At 55.6% G+C, this 26,007-nt stretch carries 23 protein-coding genes; 13 read left to right on the top strand and 10 right to left on the bottom strand.

Annotated features, from left to right (window positions below; all coding sequences use genetic code 11):
* Positions 1–68: 68 nt before the first annotated feature.
* The 8 genes from cysA to WFP70_RS10010 all read right to left on the bottom strand — a co-directional run bounded on the left by cysA (position 69) and on the right by WFP70_RS10010 (position 6,631).
* A complete protein-coding gene (cysA, locus tag WFP70_RS10045) occupies positions 69–1,157 on the bottom strand; it encodes a sulfate/thiosulfate ABC transporter ATP-binding protein CysA (RefSeq protein ID WP_283215498.1) in 1,089 nt (362 codons plus the stop codon).
* A complete protein-coding gene (gene cysW, locus WFP70_RS10040; protein WP_160869744.1) occupies positions 1,147–2,019 on the bottom strand; it encodes a sulfate/thiosulfate ABC transporter permease CysW in 873 nt (290 codons plus the stop codon). The genes cysA and cysW overlap by 11 nt, the downstream gene beginning before the upstream one ends.
* On the bottom strand, positions 2,019–2,852 hold the full coding sequence (gene cysT, locus WFP70_RS10035) for a sulfate/thiosulfate ABC transporter permease CysT (RefSeq protein WP_034825859.1): 834 nt from the start codon (positions 2,850–2,852) through the stop codon (positions 2,019–2,021). Before cysT ends, cysW begins: the two co-directional genes overlap by 1 nt.
* Positions 2,852–3,868, bottom strand: coding sequence for a sulfate ABC transporter substrate-binding protein (locus WFP70_RS10030; RefSeq protein WP_337023346.1), 1,017 nt, complete (start codon positions 3,866–3,868; stop codon positions 2,852–2,854). The genes cysT and WFP70_RS10030 overlap by 1 nt, the downstream gene beginning before the upstream one ends.
* A 194-nt stretch (positions 3,869–4,062) precedes the next feature.
* A complete protein-coding gene (locus WFP70_RS10025) occupies positions 4,063–4,959 on the bottom strand; it encodes a Dyp-type peroxidase (RefSeq protein WP_337023347.1) in 897 nt (298 codons plus the stop codon).
* A 96-nt stretch (positions 4,960–5,055) separates the two neighbouring features.
* Complete coding sequence (locus WFP70_RS10020; RefSeq protein ID WP_097118563.1) at positions 5,056–5,676, bottom strand: RpoE-regulated lipoprotein; 621 nt, start codon at positions 5,674–5,676, stop codon at positions 5,056–5,058.
* Positions 5,677–5,739: 63 nt separating this feature from the next.
* Positions 5,740–6,198 carry a DUF2919 domain-containing protein gene (locus tag WFP70_RS10015; protein WP_337023348.1) on the bottom strand — a complete coding sequence of 153 codons (459 nt, stop codon included), beginning with the start codon at positions 6,196–6,198 and terminating at the stop codon, positions 5,740–5,742.
* A 7-nt stretch (positions 6,199–6,205) separates the two neighbouring features.
* A complete protein-coding gene (locus WFP70_RS10010) occupies positions 6,206–6,631 on the bottom strand; it encodes a GNAT family acetyltransferase (protein WP_337023349.1) in 426 nt (141 codons plus the stop codon).
* A gap of 210 nt (positions 6,632–6,841) precedes the next feature.
* Between WFP70_RS10010 and amiA the strand changes: the two genes are divergently transcribed.
* Entirely contained in the window at positions 6,842–7,699 is an 858-nt protein-coding gene (amiA, locus tag WFP70_RS10005) for an N-acetylmuramoyl-L-alanine amidase AmiA (protein WP_097118565.1), read from the top strand.
* Between the two features lie 47 nt (positions 7,700–7,746).
* Positions 7,747–8,667: an oxygen-dependent coproporphyrinogen oxidase gene (gene hemF, locus WFP70_RS10000; protein ID WP_097118566.1), complete on the top strand. Its 921-nt coding sequence runs from the start codon at positions 7,747–7,749 to the stop codon at positions 8,665–8,667.
* Between the two features lie 702 nt (positions 8,668–9,369).
* Here hemF and maeB read toward each other — a convergent pair.
* Entirely contained in the window at positions 9,370–11,649 is a 2,280-nt protein-coding gene (gene maeB, locus WFP70_RS09995; protein ID WP_034825845.1) for an NADP-dependent oxaloacetate-decarboxylating malate dehydrogenase, read from the bottom strand.
* Positions 11,650–11,968: 319 nt separating this feature from the next.
* On the opposite strand from maeB, the gene tal reads away from it, so the two are divergent.
* From tal to ampH, 3 genes are all read left to right on the top strand, one after another.
* Entirely contained in the window at positions 11,969–12,919 is a 951-nt protein-coding gene (tal, locus tag WFP70_RS09990; RefSeq protein WP_337023350.1) for a transaldolase, read from the top strand.
* Between the two features lie 69 nt (positions 12,920–12,988).
* Positions 12,989–14,998, top strand: coding sequence for a transketolase (tkt, locus tag WFP70_RS09985; protein WP_337023351.1), 2,010 nt, complete (start codon positions 12,989–12,991; stop codon positions 14,996–14,998).
* Between the two features lie 145 nt (positions 14,999–15,143).
* Positions 15,144–16,319, top strand: coding sequence for a D-alanyl-D-alanine-carboxypeptidase/endopeptidase AmpH (gene ampH, locus WFP70_RS09980; RefSeq protein WP_337023352.1), 1,176 nt, complete (start codon positions 15,144–15,146; stop codon positions 16,317–16,319).
* Between the two features lie 103 nt (positions 16,320–16,422).
* Here the strand turns inward: ampH and WFP70_RS09975 are convergent, their stop codons facing one another.
* The gene (locus tag WFP70_RS09975) at positions 16,423–17,481 is read right to left on the bottom strand and encodes a DUF1176 domain-containing protein (protein ID WP_034825838.1); all 1,059 of its coding nucleotides are present in this window, start codon (positions 17,479–17,481) and stop codon (positions 16,423–16,425) included.
* A 579-nt stretch (positions 17,482–18,060) separates the two neighbouring features.
* Between WFP70_RS09975 and WFP70_RS09970 the strand changes: the two genes are divergently transcribed.
* Genes WFP70_RS09970 through WFP70_RS09935 form a run of 8 tightly spaced genes read left to right on the top strand, consistent with a single transcriptional unit; the run spans position 18,061 to position 25,984 of the window.
* Positions 18,061–18,891 carry a DeoR/GlpR family DNA-binding transcription regulator gene (locus WFP70_RS09970; protein ID WP_034825836.1) on the top strand — a complete coding sequence of 277 codons (831 nt, stop codon included), beginning with the start codon at positions 18,061–18,063 and terminating at the stop codon, positions 18,889–18,891.
* A 12-nt stretch (positions 18,892–18,903) separates the two neighbouring features.
* A complete protein-coding gene (locus WFP70_RS09965; protein ID WP_034825834.1) occupies positions 18,904–19,887 on the top strand; it encodes a substrate-binding domain-containing protein in 984 nt (327 codons plus the stop codon).
* Between the two features lie 2 nt (positions 19,888–19,889).
* Complete coding sequence (locus WFP70_RS09960; RefSeq protein WP_034825973.1) at positions 19,890–21,395, top strand: sugar ABC transporter ATP-binding protein; 1,506 nt, start codon at positions 19,890–19,892, stop codon at positions 21,393–21,395.
* Positions 21,388–22,377: an ABC transporter permease gene (locus tag WFP70_RS09955; RefSeq protein WP_034825832.1), complete on the top strand. Its 990-nt coding sequence runs from the start codon at positions 21,388–21,390 to the stop codon at positions 22,375–22,377. Before WFP70_RS09960 ends, WFP70_RS09955 begins: the two co-directional genes overlap by 8 nt.
* Before the next feature lie 13 nt (positions 22,378–22,390).
* Positions 22,391–23,440 carry an ABC transporter permease gene (locus tag WFP70_RS09950; RefSeq protein ID WP_058959087.1) on the top strand — a complete coding sequence of 350 codons (1,050 nt, stop codon included), beginning with the start codon at positions 22,391–22,393 and terminating at the stop codon, positions 23,438–23,440.
* Complete coding sequence (gene alsE, locus WFP70_RS09945; protein ID WP_038645526.1) at positions 23,440–24,132, top strand: D-allulose 6-phosphate 3-epimerase; 693 nt, start codon at positions 23,440–23,442, stop codon at positions 24,130–24,132. Before WFP70_RS09950 ends, alsE begins: the two co-directional genes overlap by 1 nt.
* Complete coding sequence (gene alsK / locus WFP70_RS09940) at positions 24,129–25,022, top strand: allose kinase (protein ID WP_337023353.1); 894 nt, start codon at positions 24,129–24,131, stop codon at positions 25,020–25,022. Before alsE ends, alsK begins: the two co-directional genes overlap by 4 nt.
* Positions 25,022–25,984, top strand: coding sequence for a ribokinase (locus WFP70_RS09935; protein WP_034825823.1), 963 nt, complete (start codon positions 25,022–25,024; stop codon positions 25,982–25,984). The genes alsK and WFP70_RS09935 overlap by 1 nt, the downstream gene beginning before the upstream one ends.
* Positions 25,985–26,007: the final 23 nt, after the last annotated feature.

Genomic DNA, 26,007 nt, shown 5'->3' with positions numbered 1-26,007 from the left:
TGATTCCAGACAGAAGAGAGGCAAATAAATCGGGCGGGAAAGTCCCGCCCGAAGGAGTGTCAAAAATATCAGGCGCTTTCGGCAAAGGCAACCGGACGCAACGGCGTCGTGCCGTTGTACAGTCGTGCCTGCTGCAGGCCAACAAACAGGCGTTCACCGCGAATCGGAGCGGTGTGATCGCCGTCATAGACCACGGAGAAGACCTCACCCTGCCAGCCGATCGGCTGCACCACTAATTGCCAGAAGTGGCCACGTGGACTGATCTCCAGCACTTGCACCGGCAGCGGCGTTTCCAGGCTGCTCTGACGTGAGATATCGACTTCCCACGGACGCAGGAACAGCTCAACTTCGCCCTGATGCGCGGGCGTGTAGCCCAGCGGCCAGCGATGCGCCCCCACATGGAACTGTGAACCGTGTACCTCACCGTCGAAGCGATTCACTTCGCCGAGGAACTCCAGCACAAAGCGGGTGGCCGGTTCCTGCCAGACTTCATCCGGCGTGCCGACCTGTTCGATATTGCCCTGACTCATCACCACCACGCTGTCTGCGACTTCCATCGCCTCTTCCTGGTCATGCGTCACAAACACGCTGGTGAATTTCAACTCTTCATGCAACTGACGCAGCCAGCGACGCAGCTCTTTACGCACCTGCGCATCCAGCGCGCCGAAAGGTTCATCCAGCAGCAAGATCTGCGGTTCCACTGCCAGCGCACGCGCCAATGCCACGCGCTGCTTCTGTCCACCCGAAAGCTGAGCCGGGAAACGATTGGCGAGATGCGCCAACTGCACCATTTCCAGCAGGCGCGTCACTCGCTGTTTGATTTCAGCGGCGGATGGGCGCTCGCGGCGCGGCAACACGGTTAAACCAAAGGCGATGTTATCGAACACGGTCATATGGCGGAACAGCGCATAGTGCTGGAACACGAAGCCGACCTGACGATCGCGCGCGTGAATGCGGCTGACATCTTTACCGTGGAAATGAATCTGCCCGCTGTTCTGATGCTCCAGACCCGCGATGATGCGCAGCAGCGTGGTTTTGCCCGAGCCCGACGGCCCCAGCAGCGCCACCATTTTGCCGGTAGGAATATCCAGAGAGATATCGTTTAGCACCGGCGTACGGCCGAACGCTTTGTTAATGTGTTTAATCTCAATGCTCATGATTTTCCTCCTGTTGGCGCTTCTGCTGATGCTCTAATCGCCACTGCACCACGCTTTTCAGAAACAGCGTCAAAATGGCCATCAGGGTCAACAATGCAGCCGCGGTAAAGGCGCCAACCGTGTTGTAATCCTGATGCAGTAATTCAACCTGAAGCGGTAAGGTGTAGGTCTCACCGCGAATCGATCCCGATACCACCGAGACCGCACCAAACTCACCAATGGCACGGGCGTTGGTAAGCACCACGCCGTACATCAGCGCCCAGCGAATGTTTGGTAACGTCACGCGGCGGAACATCTGCCAGCCCGATGCGCCTAACAGCACCGCGGCTTCATCTTCATTGCTGCCCTGGCTCAACATCACCGGCACCAGTTCGCGCACCACAAACGGACAGGTCACGAAGATAGTGGCCAGCACCATGCCCGGCCAGGCAAACATAATCTGGATGTTGTGCGCATCCAGCCAACCACCCGCCGGGCCGTTGATGCCCCAGAACAGCAGATACATCAGCCCCGCCACCACCGGTGACACGGCAAAAGGAATATCAAACAGCGTCAGCAGCAGTTGGCGGCCAGGGAAAGTAAAGCGCGTTACCAGCCATGCCAGCAGCGTACCGAACACCAGATTGACCGGCACGGTAATCAGCGCCACCAGAATCGTCAGCCAGATGGCGTGCAGCATGTCACCATCTTTTAAATTAGAGAGCGAGGCAATAACCCCCTGGCTCAGGGCTTCCCAAAAGATGGAGATCATCGGGACCACCAGCAGCAGGAAAGAGACCAGCGCGCCCACGCCAATCAGCAGCCATTTCCCCCAGTTCACCGGCTGACGCTCAGCGTGATTAATCTGCGAAATCTCCGCCATTAGTGGCCTCCTAAGCGACGGCCAAAGCGGCTCTGCAAGGTGTTAATCGCGAACAGCAACAGCAGCGAAGCGGCCATGATGACCGAGGCGATAGCACTGGCCGCCGGATAATCAAACTCTTGCAGGCGAACAAAAATCATCAGCGAGGTGACTTCGGTTTTCCATGCGATGTTACCCGCAATAAAGATAACCGCACCAAACTCACCCAGGCTGCGCGTGAAAGATAACGCCGTGCCGGCTAACAGCGCGGGCGCCACTTCCGGCAGCACCACTCGGCGGAAACTCTGCCACGGTGTCGCTCCGAGGGTTTCCGCTGCTTCTTCATATTCCGGGCCTAACTCTTCCAGCACTGGTTGCACGGTGCGCACCACAAACGGGATGCTGGTGAAGGCCATCGCCACCGCAATGCCCAACCAGGTGTAGGAGACTTTAATATCGAAATGAGCCAGCCATTGACCATACCAACCACTCACCGAGAACAACCCCGCCAGCGTCAGACCGGCAACGGCGGTAGGCAATGCAAACGGCAGATCCATCAAGCCATCCAGCAACGCGCGGCCGGGGAAGCGGTAACGGGTCAGAATCCACGCCATTAACATGCCAAAGAACGCATTGAAGATGGACGCCACGCCCGCTGACAACAGCGTGACTTTATACGCCGCAATCAGCTGCGGATTGGTAACCACATCCCAATACTGTGCCAGTGTCATGTTGGACAGTTGCATCAGCAGTGCGCTGATCGGCAACAGCAGGATCAGGCAGGTAAACAGCAGGCTGGTGCCGAGGCTGAGACCGAACCCTGGCAGCACGCGCTTTTGCGCTAAAGCAAACATCAACCGCGCCCCGCTGCCAGTAATTTATCCAGCTCACCGCCGCTGGCAAAATGGGTTTTCATCACGTTATCCCAGCCACCAAAGGCATCCTGCACATTAAACAGCGCGGTCTGCGGGAAGCGGTCTTTCTGTTCCGCCATCAGCTGTGGATTGTTCACGCGATAATAGAAATCGGTAATGATTTTCTGCGCCTCAGGGGAATAGAGGAAATTCAGATAGGCTTTGGCCGCGACAGCGGTGCCGTTGTGCTCGACGTTTTTGTCGACCCACGCCACCGGAAACTCCGCCAGAATATTGGTCTTAGGCACGATGACTTCGTAGTCATCTTTGCCGTACTGATTGCGGATGTTGTTCACTTCCGATTCGAAGCTGATCAGCACATCCCCTAAACCGCGTTCGGCGAAGGTGGTCGTCGCGCCACGGCCGCCGGTATCAAACACCTCGACGTTTTTCAGGAATTTCGTCATAAAGGCTTCGGTTTTGGCTTTGTCTTTACCATCCGCCTGGTCGGCTGCGCCCCAGGCGGCCAGATAGGTATAACGGCCATTACCGGAGGTTTTTGGATTCGGGAATACCAGCTTCACGTTGTCTCGTGCCAGATCCGACCAATCATGGATCTGCTTAGGGTTCCCTTTGCGTACCAGAAAAGCCATGGTGGAGTAAAACGGTGAGCTGTTGTTCGGCAGACGAGTTTGCCAGTCGGCTGGAATCAGGTTGCCTTTATCATGCAGCACCTGCACATCCGTCACCTGGTTGTAAGTCACCACGTCCGCGCGCAGGCCCTGCAAGATAGCCAGTGCCTGTTTTGATGACCCGGCATGCGATTGTTTAATCGTCAGCTTGTCAGTGGGGTGCGCAGCATTCCACTGTTGTTCAAATGGCGCATTCAGGGCAACGAACAGCTCGCGCGAGACATCATAAGAGCTGTTCAACAACTCTGTTGCCTGCGCTGCACCGGCTAACGCCAGTGACAAGGCGATTCCGCTCATCCATTTTTTCGCAATCGGAAGTGTCATGCTGCACCCTGCTCGTCGGCGAAATCGCCAATGCCATTAGATGCTGTCAGTGTATTTATAACTCAGGGCAAACCAGTAACGGTTTTATATATCGTTTGGGGATTTCAAAGTCTAAAAAGGCATAAGACGGCGGGAGAGATTATGCAACAGACGGGATTCGTGGTGAGCGGCACGCAAGGCCGCTCACTGGCGTATTACAGCGCTTGCAGGGCATCCAGCGCAGGCGCAAAGAAGTAGCTGCCCGTTACCGGCTTAGTGAAGCGCAGCATCGCATCCATTTTGCCGTCACGCTCGCCGAACATGCTCAGCAGTTGCTGCTCGATGTTATACAAGCGGTTGCAGTACGAGATGAAATACAGGCCATGAGTGCCGCTGGCCGAACCATACGGCAGGCTCTGGCGCAGAATCTTCAGCCCTTTGCCCTCTTCTTTCAAATCAACGCGGCTGAGATGCGAGGTGGCGGGACGTTGATCGCCCGGCAACTCTTCATTATCCACTTTGGTGCGGCCAATAATCGCTTCCTGCTTTTCCACTGCCATACGATTCCACAGTTTGAGATTGTGCTCCCAGCGCTGAGTGAAAACATAGCTGCCACCGGCATCCGGGCCTTCAGCAATAATTGCCACCTGCTGACGCGCATCGCCTTGCGGGTTTTCCGTGCCATCAACAAAGCCGGAAAGATCGCGCTCTTCCACCCAGCGGAAGCCGTGGGTCTCTTCTTCAATATTCACGGCGTCAGCAAAGGCCGCTAATGCCGCCTGTGCCAGCGAGAAATTCACGTCATGACGCAGAGATTGGATATGGATAAGCAGATCGCGTTGCGTGGCGGGTGCAATGCCTTTGCCCAATGGGGAGAAGGCTTTCAATTCTGGCGCTGAATCCGCACCTTGCAGATCGCGCCACAGCGCATCGCCAAAGGCGATCACCGCGCCCAGTCCGGCATCGGCAAATTTCTGTTGCAGCGCATCGAGTTGTTGCAGGAAGGTTTTGCTCCCCTGGCGGACAGCATCGAGATCGCCCGTAATACGAGCTTCTAGCCAAATGGCGAAACGGCGGTGTTCCAACAGGATCCCGCTCTGGAATTGAGACACTGCACTGCTCTCCGGCATGAAAGTTAGGACGATTTTTCGCCCATATCATACCGGAAAGCCACACAGTGATTGTGCGTTAACGCAATTATTTTTTGCTTAGCGCTGCCAGACGATTTTGCTGATTTTCCAGCTTTTCAAGGTGTCGTCAGCCGGCATCAATCCCTCTGGTCCATGCCCTTCGCCGCTGTAGACATAAGAGATGTGCTGACTGCCCGGAGCACGGCACTCAACATCGCGCGCATCTAATCCGGTAGTGAGTTTGCAGTTGTCGAAGGCTTTGCTGAATTTGGCGCTAAACAGATCGCCAATCTTGCTGCCGTCTGCACTCTTTGCATCGGCATCCATCACTTCAACGCGTTCAACGCTGCTCTGGCCGTTGATCACCAGTTTCACTTTGCCATCTTCCAGCGCCTGCCAGAAATCAACCACCTGGCCATTCTGCGTGCGCATGCCCTGACGCAGCTGATAATCATTGTTCAGCGCTTTACCGATCGCCGCTTCTGACATCGGGGTGGTGCTGCTTAAGCCTGCCACGCCTTGTTCGGTCACGGTTAGCGAGCCGCCAAACCAGTTCATTGGATTGAGTGCCGACCAGTGATAACTCAGCGGATTATACCAATGGCTTTCGCTCGCGCTGGAGGCGGTAGAGGAACCTGAACTGGCGCAACCTGCCAGCATCATGGCGCTAACCAGCAGTGCGGGACGAACAACTTTCATGAATGCTCCTTGATCTCTTGTGCCGATTGGCGTGCCTGTTGGAGTCGCAAACCGGCAAAAAGTTTATTCGATGTGATGTTCCGGCAGAAAACAGTCGCGCAGGCGCTGATGGGTTTGCAGCCAGACCAGCGCCAGCAGGTCAAACAGGGTTAACAACAGCGGCAGCGGGGAATCAGGAAAAGCGCCTTGCCAAAGACAGTAGCCCTGCGACAGCAGGCTGATCAACAACGACACACTTAGCACATGTCGCCAGGTCTGCCACAGTCGCGGCCAGCGTTGACGATAGCCGGTCAACAGTAAGCCCATCGCCGCCGGAATGCCCAGCGCCAATCCAATCCAAAAGCTCTGACGATCGGGATAGAACAGCGCCAGCAGATCGTTACCCTGCTGACGGGACGCGCCCGCCATCACCAGTAACATCCAGGTGCGCGCCTGCAATAACAGAATCAGCCAGAAAAGAAACGGCAGCCGTAGCTGCCCTTTTGCATCGTATTCGTCTGGCAAATATTTCAGCCCCATCATTGGCAGCTTAATACTCGCGGTCTTCGATTAAACGTTTACCCAGTAACACCGAGTCCACAGGCTCGTAATCGAGTTTCTCGTAGAAGGCGAGAACCTGATCGTTCTCTTCACGCACCATCAGATTGATTTTCGGACAGCCGCGCGCGATTAACTTCTTCTCCAGGCGATTCATCAATGCATTAGCAAAGCCGCGCCCCTGATAATCGGGATGCACCGCCAGATAGTAGATCGATCCGCGATGGCCATCGTAACCGCCCATCACCGTGCCGACCACTTCGCCGCCGACTTCCGCCACCAGAAAAAGCTCCGGATCGTGGTTCATTTTACGTTCGATATCCAGTTCCGGATCGTTCCACGGACGTAACAGATCGCAACGCTCCCAGAGCGTGATCACTTCTTCAAAATCTTCCTGGCGGAATGAGCGGATTTCCATCGGCGTTACCCTGCTATTAAGCACAATTCGCTGATTATCACGCATTCTTTGCCAGGCGCAACCCTCCCGCCGCGCAACGGTGGAAAAAAACGGCTAAATTGCTGTTAGTAACGTGTAATACAAAGTAATGCGCTGAAATGGTTGTGAAGTCGCCGCAAGGCAGTTGTTACGATATAACACTGGGCAGGATTTTCTGTCAGGGACCCCATTATGAGTAAAATTTCACTGCTGAAGCGGCTGACCAATCGCCGCCAGTTGATTCTCTCTGGCCTGGCGCTGGCGGTGCTGTCACCGCGCGCGGTGATGGCGAAAGAAGAGAGCGCCGATTTGCGCGTCAGCAAAGGTCACACGCCGCCGAAACCGGCCACTAACGGCAAACGCATCGTGATGATCGATCCCGGTCACGGCGGCATTGATTCGGGCGCGGTGGGCGAAGAAGGTTCAGAAGAGAAACATATCGTACTGGCAATCGCCAACACCGTGCGTACGCTGTTGCAAAATCACCCTAAAGTGGAAGTGCGACTGACGCGTGAAAGCGATCACTTTATTCCGCTCTATCAACGCGTGGAAATCGCGCACCAGCACGGTGCCAATCTTTTTATGTCGATCCACGCCGACGGCTACACCAGCCCGGATGCCAACGGCGCGTCAGTATTCGCACTGTCGAACCGCGGTGCCAGTAGCGCCATGGCGCGCTACATGTCACAGCGCGAAAACGATGCCGATAAGGTCGGTGGCGCGGCAGTGCAGGAGAAAGATAACTACCTGAACCAGATTCTGTTCGATCTGGTGCAAACGGACACCATCCGCAATAGTCTCACGCTGGGCAAACACGTACTGGATCAAATTCGCCCAGTGCATCATCTGCACAGCCAGCACACCGAGCAGGCGGCGTTTGCGGTGTTGAAGTCGCCCTCAATTCCGTCAGTGCTGGTCGAAACTTCCTTTATTACCAACCCGCGTGAGGAGCAACTGCTGGGTACCACTGCCTTTCGCCAGAAGATTGCCAGCGCGATTGCCGACGGTATCGTCAATTACTTCAACGAGTACGATCGTCGCCAGGCGTAGCTCTGTCCTGTGATAGAATCGCGGCAAATTTCCGGAACGAGTGACTCATGAGCAATCCCGATATTTCCCGCGTCAAAGCGTTTTTATTGACGCTACAGGATGAAATTTGCGCCCAGCTGGCAGCAGCCGATGGTACAGCGACCTTCGCCGAAGATGACTGGCAGCGTCCAGGCGGCGGCGGCGGACGCAGTCGCGTACTGCGCAACGGCGCGGTGTTTGAGCAGGCAGGCGTGAATTTTTCCCACGTACACGGCGATCAGATGCCCGCCTCTGCCACCGCACATCGCCCTGAACTGGCCGGCCGCAGTTTTGAAGCCATGGGCGTGTCACTCGTCGTCCACCCGGAAAATCCGTACATCCCCACCAGTCACGCCAACGTGCGTTTCTTTATTGCCGAGAAGCCGGGTGCCGATCCAGTATGGTGGTTCGGCGGCGGTTTCGATCTCACGCCCTATTACGGTTTCGAAGAGGATGCGCTGCACTGGCATCAAACCGCGTTTGACCTGTGCCAGCCGTTTGGTGAAGACGTCTATCCGCGCTACAAAAAATGGTGTGACGACTATTTCCACCTCAAGCATCGTAATGAACAGCGCGGCATCGGCGGGCTGTTTTACGATGACCTGAATACGCCAGACTTTGATCACTGCTTCGATTTTATGCAGGCAGTGGGCAAGGGTTATCTGGATGCCTATTTACCGATTGTCGCGAAGCGCAAGGCGCTGCCATGGGGCGATCGCGAACGTCAGTTCCAGCTCTATCGTCGCGGGCGTTATGTCGAATTCAATCTGGTGTGGGATCGCGGCACGCTGTTCGGCCTGCAAACCGGCGGCCGCACCGAATCGATTTTGATGTCGATGCCGCCATTGGTGCGCTGGGAATATGATTATCAAACCGAAGCTGGCACGCCAGAAGCGGCACTCTACAGCGATTTCTTGCCGGTGAAGGATTGGCTGGGATTAGGTGAATAACCTTTTTTAATACAAGCAGGTGTTAATGCTGGTTGGTGGATCGTAAGGCAATGCCGTCTGGACTGCGGATAATGCTGCCCTTAGCTGCATGTAGGATCTGAATTTAACACTGTTTGAAGCTGCGTATTGGATCTGATGATAACGCTGGCTGGAGCTGCTTGGGGGCTGCCGGTCCTCGCGCCGCTGACGCGGTACCTTCACGCCGTTCGTCTGCCTTACGCCCGCTTCCTGCGGGCTATCCTGGCATCCTCACTCTTTTCAGCGCTGCGAAATGCCAGCCCCCAAGCGGCCCCAGCCTGCTACTAAATTCCATTACGTGCTGTTGAAAAGAGCCCCCTCTCCAGTCCATCGAGGCTTTTCGATGCAACGACAAATACGACTCGCGGCGTTCAGCATTTTGCCAAAAAGGGCACAAATGTTGATGGCCTTAGCCCCTCTGCTGCTGCAAGGGCTATCCGCAGCGCTGAGGCTTTTACGTTGGGCCAGGAGATCCACGCAGGGATGCGTGGATCAGTTCGGGGCCGACCAGGGATGGTCGATCCCCGAACGATCCGTAGGCACGACGTGGAAGCCGAGGGCACCGCGTTAGCGGCGCGAGGACTGCCCGGCAGCAGCAGAGGGGCTAAGGCCCACACCAACCCCCCAGGCCTTAAGCCCTTAGCCCTTAGCCCTTAGCCTTTAGCCTTTAGCCACGTCATCACATCACAACGGCTCGGTCTGCGCCTCCACTACCGCTAACGCCACCATATTCACAATGCGCCGAACCGATGCAATCCGCGTCAATACATGCACCGGTTTGCTAATTCCCATCAACACCGGCCCCACCGTCACGCCTTCCGAGCACGACACACGCAACAGGTTATAACTAATACGCGCCGCTTCCACGTTCGGCATAATCAGCAAATTAGCCGTGCCTTTCAGCGGACTGTCGGGCATCAGTTCACGGCGGATACTCTCCACCAACGCCGCATCGCCGTGCATCTCACCGTCGATCTCCAGTTCCGGCGCACGGCTTTGAATCAGCGCCAACGCCTCGCGCATTTTACGCGCCCCCGGCGCATTAGACGTGCCAAAGCTGGAGTGCGACAGCAGCGCCACGCGCGGTTCAATACCAAAGCGACGCACCGTTTCGGCCGCCAGCAGCGTGATATCCGCCAGCTGTTCCGCGCTGGGATCTTCATTCACATAGGTATCTGCAATAAAAGTGTTACCGCTTGGCAGCAGCAGTGCGTTCATCGCCCCGGCGACTTTCACGTCGTCGCGGAAACCAAACACCTTCTCCACCACATCGTAATGCTCGCGGTAATCGCCGATGGTGCCGCAAATTAACGCGTCAGCCTCGCCACGATGCACCATGATCGCGCCGATCAAAGTTGGATTACCGATCACCGCACGCTGGGCGGTTTCCGGCGTCACGCCACGACGCTTCATGATCTGGTAATACTCATTCCAGTACTCTTTAAAACGCGGGTCGGACTCGTTGTTGACGATCTCAAAATCCTTGCCCGCTTCAATCTTCAATCCTTGCTTCTGGATACGCATCGCAATCACATTTGGGCGACCAATCAGAATCGGCTTCGCCAGCCCCAGTGATACCAGCTCCTGCGTCGCATGCAGCACGCGCACCTCCTCCCCTTCGGCCATCACCACGCGTTTCGGATCTTTGCGTGCCTGCGAGAAAATCGGCTTCATAAACAGGTTGGTTTTATACACAAATTCGGTGAGCTGCTCGCGATAGGCATCAAAGTCAGCGATGGGCCGCGTCGCCACGCCGGACTCCATCGCCGCTTTCGCCACAGCAGGCGCGATCTGCACAATCAAACGCGGATCGAACGGTTTCGGGATCAGATATTCCGGTCCAAAACTCAGATCCTGATCATCATAGGCGGAGGCCACCACATCGCTCTGCTCGGCCTGCGCTAAGGCCGCAATCGCATGCACCGCCGCCAGTTTCATCTCTTCGTTAATTGCCGTGGCACCCACATCCAGCGCCCCGCGGAAAATAAACGGGAAACACAGCACGTTGTTCACCTGATTGGGGAAATCTGAACGTCCGGTACAGATAATCGCATCCGGCCGTACCTCTTTGGCCAGCGGCGGCATGATCTCCGGTTCGGGATTGGCGAGCGCCAGAATGAGTGGATTGGGTGCCATTTTCTTCACCATCTCTGGCGTCATCGCTTTCGGACCCGAGCAGCCGAGGAAGATGTCCGCACCGGCAATCACCTCATCCAGCGTACGCGCGCCTTTATCTTCTATGGCGTACTCGGCTTTGGTCGGCGTCATATTGGGTTCACGATCGCGGTAAATCACCCCTTTGGAATCACACACCACAATGTTGTGCTTCTGCATGCCGAGCGCCACCAGCAAATTCAGGCAGGCAATCGCCGACGCGCCTGCGCCAGACACCACCAGCCGCACATCTGAGATGGCCTTTTTCACGATGGTCAAACCATTGAGCACCGCCGCAGTACAGATAATCGCGGTCCCGTGCTGATCATCGTGAAACACCGGAATCTTCATGCGCTCACGCAATTTCTGCTCAATGTAAAAGCACTCAGGCGCTTTGATATCTTCAAGGTTGATGCCGCCAAAGGTCGGCTCCAGCGCGGCGATCACCTCAATCAACTTATCCGGGTCCAGCTCATCCACTTCGATATCGAACACATCAATGCCGGCGAATTTCTTGAACAATACTCCTTTGCCTTCCATCACCGGCTTACCGGCCAGCGCACCGATATTGCCGAGACCGAGCACTGCCGTGCCGTTCGAAATCACCGCCACCAGATTGCCGCGTGCGGTGTATTTGTGCGCCGCCAGCGGATCGGCAGCAATCTCCAGGCAAGGTGCCGCCACGCCCGGCGAATAGGCCAGCGCTAAATCACGCTGCGTCGCCAGCGGTTTGGTGGGGGAAACCTGAATTTTTCCGGGAGTGGGATATTGGTGGAAATCGAGCGCACTTTGCTTGAGTTGATCGTCCATTTGGCATCCTTTGGCACGGCTGAAAAAACACCAGTATAGGAATCTGCGGCACAAAAGAGGGTGAAGGCGCTCAAAGAACGAGGGCACAGATTGCCACGGCTTCGCCTGCGGCTTTGGCGCAGCCTGCTATCCTTAATGGTGGCAAAACACGTAGCTGAACCGATCAGGCACCCCCTTCCGTGACAGATGCCCTTCAGCGCCACAATCAGAGAAAACGCATTTTCTTCGTGCAACGTCTGTAGCACTGTGTTGAGCCACGACTCAACAGGAAAGGGCACGACTCGTTTGCCCACATTATTGCTAATCAAGGAGTTAAGCGATGAACCAGCTAGATGCATTGAAACAGTTCACCACCGTGGTGGCGGACAGCGGCGACATCGAATCCATTCGCCATTACCACCCGGAAGACGCGACCACAAACCCTTCGTTGATCCTGAAAGCTGCCGGTCTCGATGCTTATAAACATCTGATTGATGACGCTATCGACTATGCGAAAAAACAGGGCGGCAGCAAAGAGACGCAAATCATCAACGCCAGTGACAAAGTGGCGATCAACCTCGGTATGGAAATTCTGAAAAGCGTACCGGGCCGTGTGTCGACCGAAGTGGATGCGCGCCTCTCCTTCGATCGTGGCATGTGTGTCACCAAAGCGGAGAAACTGGTGCGGATGTATGAAGAGAACGGCATTGATCGTTCGCGCATCCTGATCAAACTGGCCTCAACCTGGGAAGGGATCAAAGCCGCTGAAGAACTGGAGAAGAACGGTATCCAGTGTAACCTGACGCTGCTGTTCTCCTTTGCGCAGGCGCGTGCCTGTGCCGAAGCGGGCGTGTTCCTGATCTCCCCGTTCGTCGGCCGTATTTATGACTGGTACAACTCACGCAAACCGCTCGACCCGTATGTGGTGGATGAAGATCCTGGCGTGAAATCTGTGCGTCGTATCTACGATTACTACAAAAAGCATCGTTACAGCACCGTGATCATGGGAGCCAGCTTCCGTAAGGTTGAGCAGATTCAGGCGCTGGCCGGTTGTGACCGTCTGACCATCTCCCCTAACCTGCTGGAAGAGCTGGCGAACAGCGATGCACCGCTGGATCGCAAGCTGGAGCCATCAACCGAAGGCTTCCACCAGCCTGCTCCGCTCTCTGAAGCGGAGTTCCGCTGGGAACATAACCAGGATCCGATGGCAGTGGAAAAACTGTCTGACGGCATCCGTCAATTCGCCATCGACCAGCAGAAGCTGGAAGATGTGCTGGCATCACGCCTGTAAATCACCACACTTCTCACGCCGGACGGGCGTCTGCCCGTCCGCTATTGCCCAATCACAAGGGAGTACCCTATGTCTTCACGCAGAGAGTTGGCTAACGCGATTCGTGCTTTGAGTATGGATGCGGTACAGAAAGCAAATTCCGGTCACCCCGGTATGCCGATGGGAATGGCTGATATCGCCGAAGTGCTATGGCGCGACGTTCTCAAACACAATCCCAACAATCCGGCGTGGGCTGACCGCGACCGCTTTATCCTCTCCAACGGCCACGGTTCGATGCTGCAATACAGCCTGCTGCACCTCACCGGTTACGATCTGCCGATGGAAGAGCTAAAAAACTTCCGCCAGCTGCATTCCAAAACCCCTGGCCATCCGGAAATTGGCTATACGCCAGGCGTGGAAACTACCACCGGTCCGTTGGGACAGGGTTTGGCCAATGCGGTGGGCATGGCCATTGCCGAGCGCACCCTGGCGGCGCAGTTTAACCGTCCCGGCCACGACATCGTCGATCACTACACCTATGTGTTTATGGGCGATGGCTGTTTGATGGAAGGTATTTCACATGAAGTCAGCTCGCTGGCCGGCACCCTCGGCCTCGGCAAACTGATTGGTTTCTACGATCATAACGGCATCTCAATTGATGGTGAAACCGAAGGCTGGTTCACCGATGACACGCACAAACGCTTCGAGGCCTACAACTGGCATGTCGTCGGCAGTGCAGCAGGCATTGATGGGCACGATCCGGAAGCTATCGCAGCCGCCATCAAAGAAGCGCAGAGTGTCACCGACAAGCCTTCGCTGATTATCTGCCGCACGGTCATTGGTTTTGGGTCGCCGAATAAAGCCGGTAAAGAAGAGTCACACGGCTCGGCACTGGGCGAGCAGGAAGTGGCCTTAACCCGTCAAAAACTCGGCTGGCACTATCCACCGTTTGAAATCCCGAAAGAAATTTATCAACAGTGGGATGCCAAAGAAGCCGGCAGTCAGCGAGAGAAAGCCTGGGATGAGAAGTTTGCGGCCTATAAAGCGGCACATCCAGATCTCGCCGCTGAGTTTAGCCGCCGTCTGGACGGGGGGATGCCCGCGCAATGGAGTGAGGCGACTCAGGCGTTTGTTGATGAGTTGCAGGCCAATCCGCAAAAAATCGCCAGCCGTAAAGCTTCGCAAAATACGCTGGAAGTTTACGGCAAACTGCTGCCCGAATTGCTGGGCGGCTCTGCTGACCTCGCGCCGAGTAACCTCACCATCTGGTCGGGTTCGAAATCGATCAAAGAAGATATCGCTGGTAACTACATCCACTACGGCGTGCGCGAATTTGGTATGACGGCAATTGGCAACGGTATTGCCCATCACGGCGGCTTTATTCCTTACACTGCCACCTTCCTGATGTTTGTCGAATACGCGCGTAATGCGGTGCGTATGGCGGCGTTGATGAAGGCGCGCCAGGTGCTGGTGTATACCCATGACTCGATTGGTCTGGGCGAAGATGGCCCAACGCACCAGCCGGTGGAACAGCTCGCCAGCCTGCGCGTGACGCCAAATATGAGCGTCTGGCGTCCGTGCGATCAGGTGGAAACCGCCGTGGCGTGGAAAGCCGCCGTTGAGCGCCACCATGGCCCGACCGCGCTGATTCTGTCGCGTCAAAATCTGCTGCAGCCAGAGCGCAGCAAATCACAGGTGGCCGATATCGCCAAAGGCGGCTATGTGTTGCAGGATTGCGCGGGCACGCCAGAAGCGATCATCATCGCCACCGGATCTGAGATTGAAATCGCGCTGGGCGCGGCGGATAAACTCGGTGCCAGCGGGCACAAGGTGCGCGTGGTGTCTCTGCCCTGCACCGACGTATTCGACAAGCAGGATGCAGCCTACCGCGAATCGGTGCTGCCCTCCGGCGTAAAAGCGCGCGTGGCGGTAGAAGCGGGTATCGCCGATTACTGGTTCAAGTATGTCGGCCTGGATGGCGCGATTGTCGGCATGACCACCTTCGGTGAGTCTGCACCGGCAGGCAAGCTGTTCCCGGAATTTGGCTTTACGGTGGAAAATATCGTGAGCCATACCGAAGCATTACTCAAGCCGCACTAATCGATCCGGCCCTGCGTCTTTTGACGTAAGGGCCGTTTTTTGATCACAGCCTGATACAGAAAAAAATCCTCCCTTCCCTCTTCACGCCTCGCACAAACTGATTACTATAAGCTTTCCTCCGAATCCTGTTGCGGACGCTTTCCCGTTGAAAAAACGTACTCCTTTTTTACTGGCCTTAATGGTTTCAGTGCTTCCATTAAAAAGCATGGCGCAGACGGTAGCCGATCCGCTGCTGGCCTCGCAGATCGTTGATCGTTATGCCGAGCACATCTTCTATGGCAGCGGCGCAACCGGCATGGCGCTGGTGGCCATTGATGGCAATCAGCGCGTATTTGCCAGCTTTGGCGATACCAGCCCTGGCAATAACGTGCGCCCTCAGCTCGACTCCGTGATTCGTATCGCCTCGCTGAGCAAATTGATGACCAGCGAAGTGATGGTCAAAATGGCGGAACGCGGACAGATTCGCCTTGATGACCCGTTGAGCAAGTATGCTCCGGCTGGCGCACGCGTCCCGAATTACAACGGTCAGCCGATTCGCCTGATCAACCTCGCCACCCATACCGGTGGCCTGCCGCGCGAACAGCCGGGCGGAAAACCGCATCGTCCCGTGTTTGTCTGGCCAACCAAAGCCGATCGCTGGCAGTGGCTGCAGGGTGCGCAACTGAAAGCCACGCCGGGAACACAAGCCTCCTATTCCAACCTCGGCTTTGACCTGTTGAGTGATGCGCTGTCGAAAGCGGCAGGCACGCCTTATCCCGCCCTGCTGCAACAGCTGGTGACGCGTCCGCTGGGAATGAAAGACACCACCTTTACGCCATCCCCCGATCAGTGCCAACGCCTGATGATCCCTGAGAAAGGGGCCAGCCCGTGCAATAACACCCTGGCGGCAATTGGCAGCGGTGGCGTGTATTCAACGCCGGATGATATGGGCCGCTGGATGCAGCAATTCCTCAACTCGGCGGTTAATCACCGCACGCCGCAGGTTGATCGTCTGCAAACGCTGATCTATCGCCGTGACCAGTTGACCAAAGTGGAAGGTATGGATGTGCCTGGCCGTGCCGATGCCTTAGGCATGGGCTGGGTGTATATGGGGCCAAAAGAGGGACGTCCAGGGATTATCGAAAAAACCGGCGGCGGCGGCGGCTTTATTACTTACATGGCGATGGTGCCACAGAATAACGTCGGAGTATTTGTGGTGGTGACGCGTTCACCGCTGTCACGCTTCACACCGATGAGCGATGGCGTGAATAATCTGTTGGCGGAGTTGGTGGGCAATCAAAATGGCTCACCGATGATGATCAATGCCATACCTTCTCCCTAGATAGTTCGTGATGCAGAAAGGCGGCAATTGAATGAATCCCCAGGAGCTTACATCAGTAAGTGACTGGGGTGAATGAAAACAGCCAACGCATCTGCAGTGCGAATTATGACGGGGGCTGGCTGACCCACAGCGTGGGCCATTTATCACTGCTATGCCATGCGTCACAGGTTTTCTCTTCAGCATACTCTGCCAGCACAAAGTCATTTCCGTCGTACTGCCAACGCGTGGCGACACCACAATCTCCCAGACCGCGGCCTTTACTGAAGGTGTAAAGCAAACCGCTGCTGGCATCGAATTCAGCGTTCACCAACTCCATCTGATTGTCACTGCGTCCGGGTGGCGTGAATGGCAAGGTCAACGTCAGCCCGCGAGCAACGTAAGGCTGGCTACGCGTCACCTCAAAGGCCAAATCAATCACGTTATAGGCACCGGCTTCACAACTGATCAAAAGCAGCGCTTTGGTGTCGGTGAGCGGCGCTACACTCACTTCACGTCTCAGCGGATCGAGCGAACAGTTGTCGGTGTTAACCCGCCAGGTACCGTAATCAATTAACCCGCTGGTTTCTTCCTGAGTTAACGGCGCTGGCTGCGGTAAGCGAGCGGGCAGTTGCGGTACCTGCGGCACAGGGGGAACGTCCGATGGCGCGCGATCGCCCCGCTTCACCCAGGCGCTGGCGCCATTTACCCGCCCCTGAACGTCATCCATCAACAATAGCGCGGCTTTCATGCCGCTGAGTGGGATAGTGGCTTTAGCCTGATAGGTCAGCTGCAGAGTATGGGCATCCAGCGTTTGCGCCAGAAATTCGTCGATGGCGATGGCATTACTGGTGGCGAGATGGTGTGGCTCCACGCTCCAGTGTTTGAGGTCTGGCGTCAGGCGACGTTGATCCAGCAGCAAATTTTCCTTCAGCGGTCCGCCGGGCAGCTCTCCGCTGTATGCGCTACCGTAATCAATACGCAGCAGCGGGCGATCGTTAACGCCAGCGCCACGTGATAGGGTCATCACTAATCCGTTGTCCCCCGGAAAGCTGCGTGCCACGCAAAAAGCCGCGTTGTTACAGGTGAGCTGCCAGTCAGAAAATGACTTTTGCAATGGCTCAGCCTGAACGCACGCGACAAACACAAAGGGCAATAAAAGCAGCGACTTCATCCAATAAGACATCAAAAAAAAAGGTCCCCAAATTCCTTGAAAGGAAATCATAGCGTAACGACAACGTGGTCAGCAGGCCGAAACTGTGAGCTGGCCCTAAAAGCGGTACTAACTGCTGAAAAAGCCGTCGCCTGAGGGCGATCTGAGGCTGGAGAAGCAAGAATTCCATCATCCATTTCGACTGATTTCCGCTCAATCGGATTCGTCGGACTGTGGAGTGATGATTATCTGAAAGCGTGCTCATGGCTCAAACAGCTGTTTGATTGACGTCATACCCTTAGAGGCGGTTTAGCTAAAAACAATTTTGCGCACATCACAAATCGGTCAAATACACACAAACGGTCATACTCGGTCATGATAAGGTGTTTTCATACGGTAATAATTGTTTGCTACCGATCCCCCGATTTAGCGCTAACACGCGTGTTTATGTGAATCAGATCTCTATTACATGAAAAATAGATATCTCATTTACATAAAAATTTAACCCATATCACTCTAACGTCGCCGGGCATCTTGACCACTGCGGACTCGTGCGCAGTCCACATTTTCCCGCTGCGGTATCCAGTACTTTATAGCCATCGGAGGGAAGTCATGTTGCCGATTGAAAGACAGCAGCGAATTATTGACGAACTAAATTTAAATGGTCGGGTTATTGTCGCTGAATTAGTCACGTTGTGTCAGGTTTCGCAAGAAACTATTCGTCGTGATTTAACTCAGCTGGAGAAACGTGGGCTGTTGCAACGTAGCCACGGCGGTGCAGTACCAGCAAAACGACAAGCCGCTAACATTCAGGGGAATACGAGGGGTGTTAACGAGTATGAATTATCTTTCCGCCAGCGCATGAATGAACATGTAGATGCAAAGATGGCAATAGCCAAACGTGCACTCGATTTCATCAGCCCCGGCGATTGTATATTACTCGACAGTAGCACCACTTGCTGGTATTTGGCGCGACAGCTACCGGATATTGAATTAACGGTATTAACCAACTCTATCAGAATTGTGCAAACCCTTGCGGCGCGCGGCAGTATCCGCACCATCTGTCTGGGGGGAGAATATTCTGACCGTTATGAGGATTTCCACGGTGTTGTCGCTGAGCAGCCTTTACGGGAATTTCAGATCAATAAGATCTTTTTTTCCTGTAGCAGTTTAGGCAATGACGGTTATTTACGTGAAGGTAACGAAAACAACGCACATTTAAAACAACAGATGTTACTGGCAGCAGAAAGAAAACATCTGCTGCTGGATGCCAGTAAATTCCTGCGGCCCTCATTCGCGCGTATTTGTCATTATCGCGATGTGGACTTTCTCATCACTGACCAATTAAAAGACAAAGAGCTGGAACAAGAATTAGCCTGGAACGGCGTCAATATTATTGATTGCTCACAGCGCAACAATTCAATGCAGCTTATAAAAAATTAATCCGGAGTCTTTATGAAAAAACATCTTATCGCCTGTTCTCTGCTTGCTCTGTTTGCCGCTACCGGCGCGCACGCTGCTGACAAATTACGCATGGGCATCGTGGTGAAAATTGGCGGTATTCCATGGTTCAACGCCATGGAAGCGGGCATCAAGAGTGAAGCGGCGAAACGCGGCATTGATGCATGGATGGTAGGCCCAACCGCCGCCGACCCTGCCCTGCAGGTGCGTGCGATTGAAGATTTGATTGCGCAGAAAGTCGACATTATCGGCGTAGTGCCGAATGACCCGAAAGTGCTGGAACCGGTACTGAAACGTGCACGTGAAGCCGGCATTCAGGTGATCACCCACGAATCACCGGATCAGAAAGGCGCGAACTGGGACTTCGAACTGGTGGATGCCCCGACACACGGCATCAACCATATGAAAGCACTGGCGAAATGCATGCATGAAGAGGGCAAATACGCCATGTACGTCGGCAGCCTGACTGTGCCATTGCACCAACAGTGGACCGATGCCGCGCTGAACTACCAGAAAGAGCACTATCCAAAAATGCAGATGGTGACCGACAAGTTCGGCGTCGGCGAATCGCTGGATGACTCTATCCGTACCACTAACGAACTGATGTCCAAATACCCGGATCTGAAAGGCATTATGGCGTTCGGCTCACAGGGCCCAATCGGTGCCGGTCGTGCAGTGATGAACCGCAACAAGATTGATCAGGTGTGCGTCATTGGCGCCTTCAGCCCAGGCCAGGGTGCTTCACTGGTGCAGCGTGGCGCGATCAAAGGCGGCTACATCTGGAACCCGCAAACCGCTGGCGAAGTGTTCGTGCGTATCGCCGACATGATGCAGAAGAAAGAGCCGATCACCGACGGTATGACCATCGACGGTCTGGGCAAAGTGAAAGTTGACGAGGCGACCCACACCATCCTCGGTAACAACACCGAAAGCCTGGATAAAGAAAACCTGCCAAAACTGGTGAAAATGGGGCTGTAATGATGAAAGAGGTGATCCCACAGACGTTAATTGCGCTCGACAACCTGTCGAAAACTTTTGGTGGCAACCGCGCACTGAGCGATATCTCGCTGAGCTTACTGGCGGGCGAAGTGCACTGCCTGGCTGGCACCAACGGCTGTGGCAAGAGCACCTTAATCAAAGTCATTTCCGGGGTACACGCCCCGGACAGTGGCAGCCGCATTACCCTGGGTGATGGCCCGACCTTCCCGCGTCTGACCACCCGTCAGGCGCGTGATTTCGGTATCCAGGTGATTTATCAGGATCTGTCGTTGTTCCCGAATTTGAGCGTGGCCGAGAACATCGCCTTTGAGCACAACCTTAATGGCCTGCTCGGCTGGCACCGCAAGGCGAAGCTGCGTGAAACGGCAACCCGTATTATTGAAGAACTGAAATTCGATCTCGATCTGGATGAGAAAGTCTCGGCGCTGTCGATTGCTGCACGTCAGCAGGTGGCGATTTGCCGTGCACTGGTCGCTGATGCGCGTCTGGTGATCATGGACGAACCGACGGCTTCTCTGACCCGCACCGAAGTAAACCAACTGCTGCGCACTGTGCGCTACCTGAAAGACAAAAACATCTGCGTGGTGTTCGTCAGCCACCGTCTGGATGAAGTATTAGAGATTTCGGATCGCGTGACCGTGATCCGTGACGGACGCAAGATGGGCTGCTGGCCGGCTAAAGAGATGACGCCACATCATCTGACTGAACTGATGACCGGGCTGAAACTCGATTATCAACTGAAAGCGCCAACGCGTAATGCCGACCGCGCCATTCTCGAAGTCGAGAACCTGACACGCGCCGGTCAATACCATGACGTCAATTTCAAGCTGTATCAGGGCGAAGTACTCGGCCTGTGCGGCCTGCTCGGCTCCGGTCGTACCGAACTGGCGCTGTCGCTGTTTGGCATGACCAAACCCGATAGCGGCAAAATCTGGCTCGACAGCAAGCCAGTGCGCTTCCGGGGCCATGAAGATGCCATCAAAGCCGGTATCGGTTATGTCTCCGAAGACCGCTTAACCCTCGGTCTGGTACAGCAGCAATCGGTGGCCGACAACATGGTGCTGCCGATCCTCGACAAACTGCAAAACCGTTTTCACATCATCGACGAGTACCGCAAAAACAAGCTGATCCTGCAATGGATTCAACAGCTCGGTGTGCGCGTGGCCGATCCCAATCTGGCGATCTCTACCCTCTCCGGCGGCAACCAGCAAAAGATTGTGCTGGCGAAATGGGTGCTGACCCAGCCGCGCATTCTGATTCTGGACTCGCCGACCGTGGGTGTGGATGTCGGCGCTAAAGCCAGCATCTATCAACTGATCCACGAGCTGGCGAAGGAAGGTCTGTCGATCATTCTGATTTCCGATGAAGTGCCAGAGGTTTGGTACAACTGCGACCGCATTCTGCACTTCCGTGATGGCACCGTTCATGCCGAATACCAACCCGATACCGTTGAGCAAGAACAGCTGGCGGAGGTGATCAATGCCTGATTTTTCTCGTTTACGCCCGCACTCCAGTCAAGGCTGGCTGGCGTGGGTGCTGCTGGCTTTCATCCTGTTTTTCTCGGTGGCCAGCGACCAGTTCCTCTCCGTACAGAACCTGCTGGATCTGGCCGAAAGTTACGCGGTGACCGGTATTTTTGCCCTCGGCCTGTTTGTGGTGCTGGTGACTGGCGGGATCGATATCTCCTTCGCCGCCGTGGCGTCGGTGGTGCAATACCTGATCGCTTCGCTGTTTGTGCAGTTCCAGTTTGATAACGCGGCGCTGAGCATCCTGCTGGCGATTGTCTGCGGCACCACCTTTGGCGTGATTAACGCCCTGCTGATTACCTCGCTGCGCGTGGTGTCGATCATCATCACCATCAGTATGCAGTCGCTGCTGTTTGGTCTGCTGATGTGGGTGACCGGCGGTAAGAGCCTTTATTCCCTGCCGGACTGGTGGATCACGCTGCGCAGCGTGCTGCCCTTCACCTGGCAAGGCAACAGTTTCCAGATTGGTTTGCCGCTGATCACCATGCTGGTGATTGCCGGACTTACCGCGCTGCTGCTCAACAAAACCAACCTCGGCCGCCAGCTGTATGCGGTGGGCGGCGATGCCGAATCCGCACGCCGTATCGGGATTCGCGTCGGTCTGATTCACGTTTTCGCTTACGGCTGGCTCGGTGCGATGGCGGCGATTGGCGGGCTGGTGCAGGTGTATCGCATGGGTGAAGTGGTGCCGAATGCGTTAGTCGGTGGCGAGCTGGATGTACTGGCGGCCACGGTACTCGGCGGTGCCAGCCTGATGGGCGGTAAAGGCACGGTGAGCGGCACGCTGATGGGCGTGTTCCTGATCGCCATCCTGAAGAACGGCCTCAACCTGATTGGCGTCTCCAACTACTTCATGAACATCGTGGTAGGCGGCGTGATCATGGTGGCGATTGCCGTGACTCACTACAAAAAACGTAAAGAAACTGACGTCAGTTTCGTCTGACAGGAGCATTCACATGAAATCACTCTCTGCTCTGCGTCCGGACGGCACCAATATTGGCCTGATGCTGCTGATTGCGCTGGCGCTGGCAATCTTCACCTTCATGCTGCCGGGCCGCTTTATGACCGACTCGACCTTTATGAGTATGGCGTTCCAGCTGCCGGAACTGGGCTTGCTAACGCTGGCAATGTTTATCGCCATCCTCAGCGGCGGCCTGAACCTGGCGATTATCGCTACCGCTAACCTGACCGCACTGTTTATCGCCTGGACGCTAATGAGCGCCCTGCCCGCCGATGCCGGCACCGGTCAGCAACTGCTGTGGCTGTTTATCGCCATCGTCGGCGCAATGCTGATTGCTGCCTTTATCGGTGTCATCACCGGTGTGATGGTGACGCGAATTGGTGCTCACCCGATTCTGGTGACGCTGGCAACCATGATGACGCTGAACGGCATCGGCATCTGGCTGACCAAAGGTGCCGCTGTCAGCGGCATGCCATCGGTGGTGCAGGCACTCGGTTCCAACACGCTGTTGGGTATGCCGCTGCCACTGTGGGTGTTCCTGATTGCCGCTGCGCTGCTGGCGCTGTTCCTGGGCAAAACCCGCGCCGGTAAATGCATCTACATGGGCGGCAGCAACATTAACGCCACCTGGTTCAGCGGCATCAACACGCATCGCATGGTGGTACTGGTGTACGTCATCTCCAGCCTGCTGTGCGTGTTAGCCGGATTAATCATGATGGCGCGCTTTAACTCAGCGCGTATGGGCTACGGCGATGCATATCTGCTGCTGACCGTGCTGGCGATTATTCTCGGCGGCACCGACCCGAACGGTGGCTTCGGCCGCGTTACGGGTGTGGTACTGGCGCTAATTGCCCTGCAAGTGCTCTCTACCGGTTTCAATCTGATGAACATCAGCCAGCACGTAAGCCTGGCGATGTGGGGCGCAGTGCTGATTGTGGTGTTGGCCTTCAAACAATTCAAAGCCCGTTTTAATGAACATCGTGCCGTCAAGCTGAGCAAGCTCGCTGCGGCCCTTAATCCTCTGACCGAAAAAAAGGAAGTCTAATGCGTATTCAAGTCTCCCCGTCGTTGATGTGTATGAATCTGATGGAGATCAAGCACCAGCTGGAAGTGCTGGACTCCCGCGCAGACTTCCTCCATATCGATATCATGGACGGTCACTACGTTAAGAACATCACGCTGTCGCCGTTCTTTATTGAGCAGATTCGTCCACACACCAAAGTGGCGCTGGATGTGCATTTGATGGTGGAACACCCGACCGACTTCATTGAAGTGATTGCCAAAGCGGGTGCCGACTACATCTGCCCACATGCAGAAACCATCAACCGCGATGCGTTCCGCGTGATCAACCTGATTCGCAGCTTTGGCAAGAAAGTCGGCGTGGTGCTGAACCCGGCCACACCAGTATCGTTTATCCATCACTATATTCATCTGCTGGACAAAATCACCGTGATGACCGTGGATCCTGGCTATGCCGGACAGCCATTCATCCCGGAAATGGTCGCCAAAGTGCAGGAACTGAAAGCCCTGAAGCAGCAGCATGGCCACAAATATCTGATTGAGATCGATGGTTCCTGCAACACGCGCACTTACAACACGCTGGTTGGAGCAGGTGCAGAAGTGCTGATCGTCGGTACCTCGGGCCTGTTTAACATCCATGACGATCTGGCAACGGCCTGGGACATGATGCGTGACAGCATTGATGAAGCTCAGGGCCTGGCGAAGGTATCCGCATGATTCCACGCTGGCTGGGCATCGACATTGGCGGCACCAGCACACGTCTGCAGCTGATGGAAGAGGGACGCATCTGGTCCAGCTTCCGCAAGGTGCCGACGGCCAGCTGGGCGCAGCAGCCCGACGCATTGACGGCACTCGGGCAGTTAATCAGTGAAACACTGGAGCAGCAACCGGTGAGCGGCGTGATGCTGGGATTGCCCGGCATTCTCAGCCGCGATCGTCAGCAGGTGATTTCGCTGCCGTTTATTCAGGCGCTGGATCATCAGCCAGTGGCGGCGATCCTCACTGAACGTTTAGGCGTGCCGGTGGCGATGGATAAAGATGTTAACCATCTGATGATGTGGGATTTAATGCAGCTGGATCAGTTGCCGGATATCGCGGTAGGTTTGTATCCCGGTACCGGCATGGGCAACAGTCTGTGGATCAATGGCCGCTTCTATCACGGCCAGCACGGCGGCGCGGGGGAATTGGGCCACGTGCCGATTGCCGGGAACGATCTGCCCTGCCCGTGCGGCAATCGGGGTTGTGCGGAGACGGTGACTTCTGGCAACTGGTTGAGTCACTGGGCTAAGGCTAACGTGCCTAACACCGATATGTCGGCGCTGTTTACGCAACATGGCGACCATCCGGAACTGCAGGCGTTTGTGTATCGTCTGGCACAGCTGATTGCTACCGAGATGAATATTCTCGATCCCGAATACCTGATTCTGGGCGGTGGCGTACTGGCGATGGCGGACTTCCCGCTGGCGCAGTTACGCAGTCAGATTCAGCAGCATCTGCGTCCACCGGCCACGCGTGACAATTTGAAGATCGTGTTTAGTCAATCCACCGATCACACCGGCTGTCGCGGTGCCTGTTTAGCCGCCGAACGCCTGTTCAGGAGTGCATGATGAAAGGAAAAGTGTGTGTGTTTGGCTCGTTCAACCTCGACGTCGTCGCGGTGATGAACCGTTTCCCGATGCCGGGTGAATCACTGACTGCCCATAACAGCATGATGGGACCGGGCGGCAAAGGCGCAAACCAGGCCACGGCGGCGCTGCGTGCCGGGGCGCGCGTGCACTATATCGGCAAGGTCGGTAATGATGATTTTGGCACTTTCGCCCGCCGTCACCTCGAGAAAACCGGCTTTGATGCGATTACGCTGTTTACCTGTAAAGAGAAGCCTACCGGCAACGCACTGATTTATGTGGCCGGGGATGATGCTGAGAACATGATTTCGGTGTTCCCAGGCGCGAACACCACGGTGACGGCGGCGGAAGTGTCGCGCTGTCAGCCTACGGTAGCCGCAGCAGATATCTTGTTGGTGCAGCTAGAGAACAACCTGAATGCTATTCAGCGCATGATTGATAATGCGCGTGCGGGTGGCACCTTTGTGATTTTAAACCCGGCGCCGTGGCAAAAAGTGAGTGATGCACTGCTGGCGAAGGTGGATTTACTGACGCCCAATAGCACCGAAGCGATGCAGATTACCGGCGTAAAGGTGACGGATTTTGCCAGTGCGCAGAAAGCCGCAGAAGTGATGCACCGCAAAGGCGCGCGTCAGGTGATTATTACCCTGGGGATGGCGGGCGCCCTGTTGTCCAATGCGGAACAGCAGCCGCTGCGCATTCCGCTGTTCCCGGCACAACCGCTGGATACCACCGGCGCGGGCGATGCGTTTAACGGTGCGCTGGCAGCGCGTTTAGCGTCTGGCGATGAACTGCCACAAGCGGCTCTGTTCGCTTCGGCGTTTGCTTCGTTGTGTGTCGAGCGTTCTGGTGCGGCTAATTCAATGCCGTCGTACGCCGAAGCGCTGGCGCGTATGCAGGCCCATCCGGAGTGTGTGCCTGAGCCGTTGGAAGTGATGGCTTGAATGACTGTGGGCGGCCATGAAAG

Source organism: Pantoea sp. USMM079, from assembly GCF_037153115.1.
Classification (GTDB): domain Bacteria; phylum Pseudomonadota; class Gammaproteobacteria; order Enterobacterales; family Enterobacteriaceae; genus Pantoea; species Pantoea communis.
Note: the sequence above shows the minus strand (reverse complement) of the source record. Positions and strands in the feature narration are given on the sequence as shown.

What these genes read in the sequence shown, in the direction of transcription:
- cysA (WP_283215498.1), bottom strand. Translation starts at nt 1,157, where the DNA reads ATGAGCATTGAGATTAAACACATTAACAAAGCGTTCGGCCGTACGCCG.
- cysW (WP_160869744.1), bottom strand. Translation starts at nt 2,019, where the DNA reads ATGGCGGAGATTTCGCAGATTAATCACGCTGAGCGTCAGCCGGTGAAC.
- cysT (WP_034825859.1), bottom strand. Translation starts at nt 2,852, where the DNA reads ATGTTTGCTTTAGCGCAAAAGCGCGTGCTGCCAGGGTTCGGTCTCAGC.
- WFP70_RS10030 (WP_337023346.1), bottom strand. Translation starts at nt 3,868, where the DNA reads ATGACACTTCCGATTGCGAAAAAATGGATGAGCGGAATCGCCTTGTCA.
- WFP70_RS10020 (WP_097118563.1), bottom strand. Translation starts at nt 5,676, where the DNA reads ATGAAAGTTGTTCGTCCCGCACTGCTGGTTAGCGCCATGATGCTGGCA.
- WFP70_RS10015 (WP_337023348.1), bottom strand. Translation starts at nt 6,198, where the DNA reads ATGATGGGGCTGAAATATTTGCCAGACGAATACGATGCAAAAGGGCAG.
- WFP70_RS10010 (WP_337023349.1), bottom strand. Translation starts at nt 6,631, where the DNA reads ATGGAAATCCGCTCATTCCGCCAGGAAGATTTTGAAGAAGTGATCACG.
- amiA (WP_097118565.1), top strand. Translation starts at nt 6,842, where the DNA reads ATGAGTAAAATTTCACTGCTGAAGCGGCTGACCAATCGCCGCCAGTTG.
- hemF (WP_097118566.1), top strand. Translation starts at nt 7,747, where the DNA reads ATGAGCAATCCCGATATTTCCCGCGTCAAAGCGTTTTTATTGACGCTA.
- maeB (WP_034825845.1), bottom strand. Translation starts at nt 11,649, where the DNA reads ATGGACGATCAACTCAAGCAAAGTGCGCTCGATTTCCACCAATATCCC.
- tal (WP_337023350.1), top strand. Translation starts at nt 11,969, where the DNA reads ATGAACCAGCTAGATGCATTGAAACAGTTCACCACCGTGGTGGCGGAC.
- tkt (WP_337023351.1), top strand. Translation starts at nt 12,989, where the DNA reads ATGTCTTCACGCAGAGAGTTGGCTAACGCGATTCGTGCTTTGAGTATG.
- WFP70_RS09975 (WP_034825838.1), bottom strand. Translation starts at nt 17,481, where the DNA reads ATGTCTTATTGGATGAAGTCGCTGCTTTTATTGCCCTTTGTGTTTGTC.
- WFP70_RS09970 (WP_034825836.1), top strand. Translation starts at nt 18,061, where the DNA reads ATGTTGCCGATTGAAAGACAGCAGCGAATTATTGACGAACTAAATTTA.
- WFP70_RS09965 (WP_034825834.1), top strand. Translation starts at nt 18,904, where the DNA reads ATGAAAAAACATCTTATCGCCTGTTCTCTGCTTGCTCTGTTTGCCGCT.
- WFP70_RS09960 (WP_034825973.1), top strand. Translation starts at nt 19,890, where the DNA reads ATGAAAGAGGTGATCCCACAGACGTTAATTGCGCTCGACAACCTGTCG.
- WFP70_RS09955 (WP_034825832.1), top strand. Translation starts at nt 21,388, where the DNA reads ATGCCTGATTTTTCTCGTTTACGCCCGCACTCCAGTCAAGGCTGGCTG.
- WFP70_RS09950 (WP_058959087.1), top strand. Translation starts at nt 22,391, where the DNA reads ATGAAATCACTCTCTGCTCTGCGTCCGGACGGCACCAATATTGGCCTG.
- alsE (WP_038645526.1), top strand. Translation starts at nt 23,440, where the DNA reads ATGCGTATTCAAGTCTCCCCGTCGTTGATGTGTATGAATCTGATGGAG.
- alsK (WP_337023353.1), top strand. Translation starts at nt 24,129, where the DNA reads ATGATTCCACGCTGGCTGGGCATCGACATTGGCGGCACCAGCACACGT.
- WFP70_RS09935 (WP_034825823.1), top strand. Translation starts at nt 25,022, where the DNA reads ATGAAAGGAAAAGTGTGTGTGTTTGGCTCGTTCAACCTCGACGTCGTC.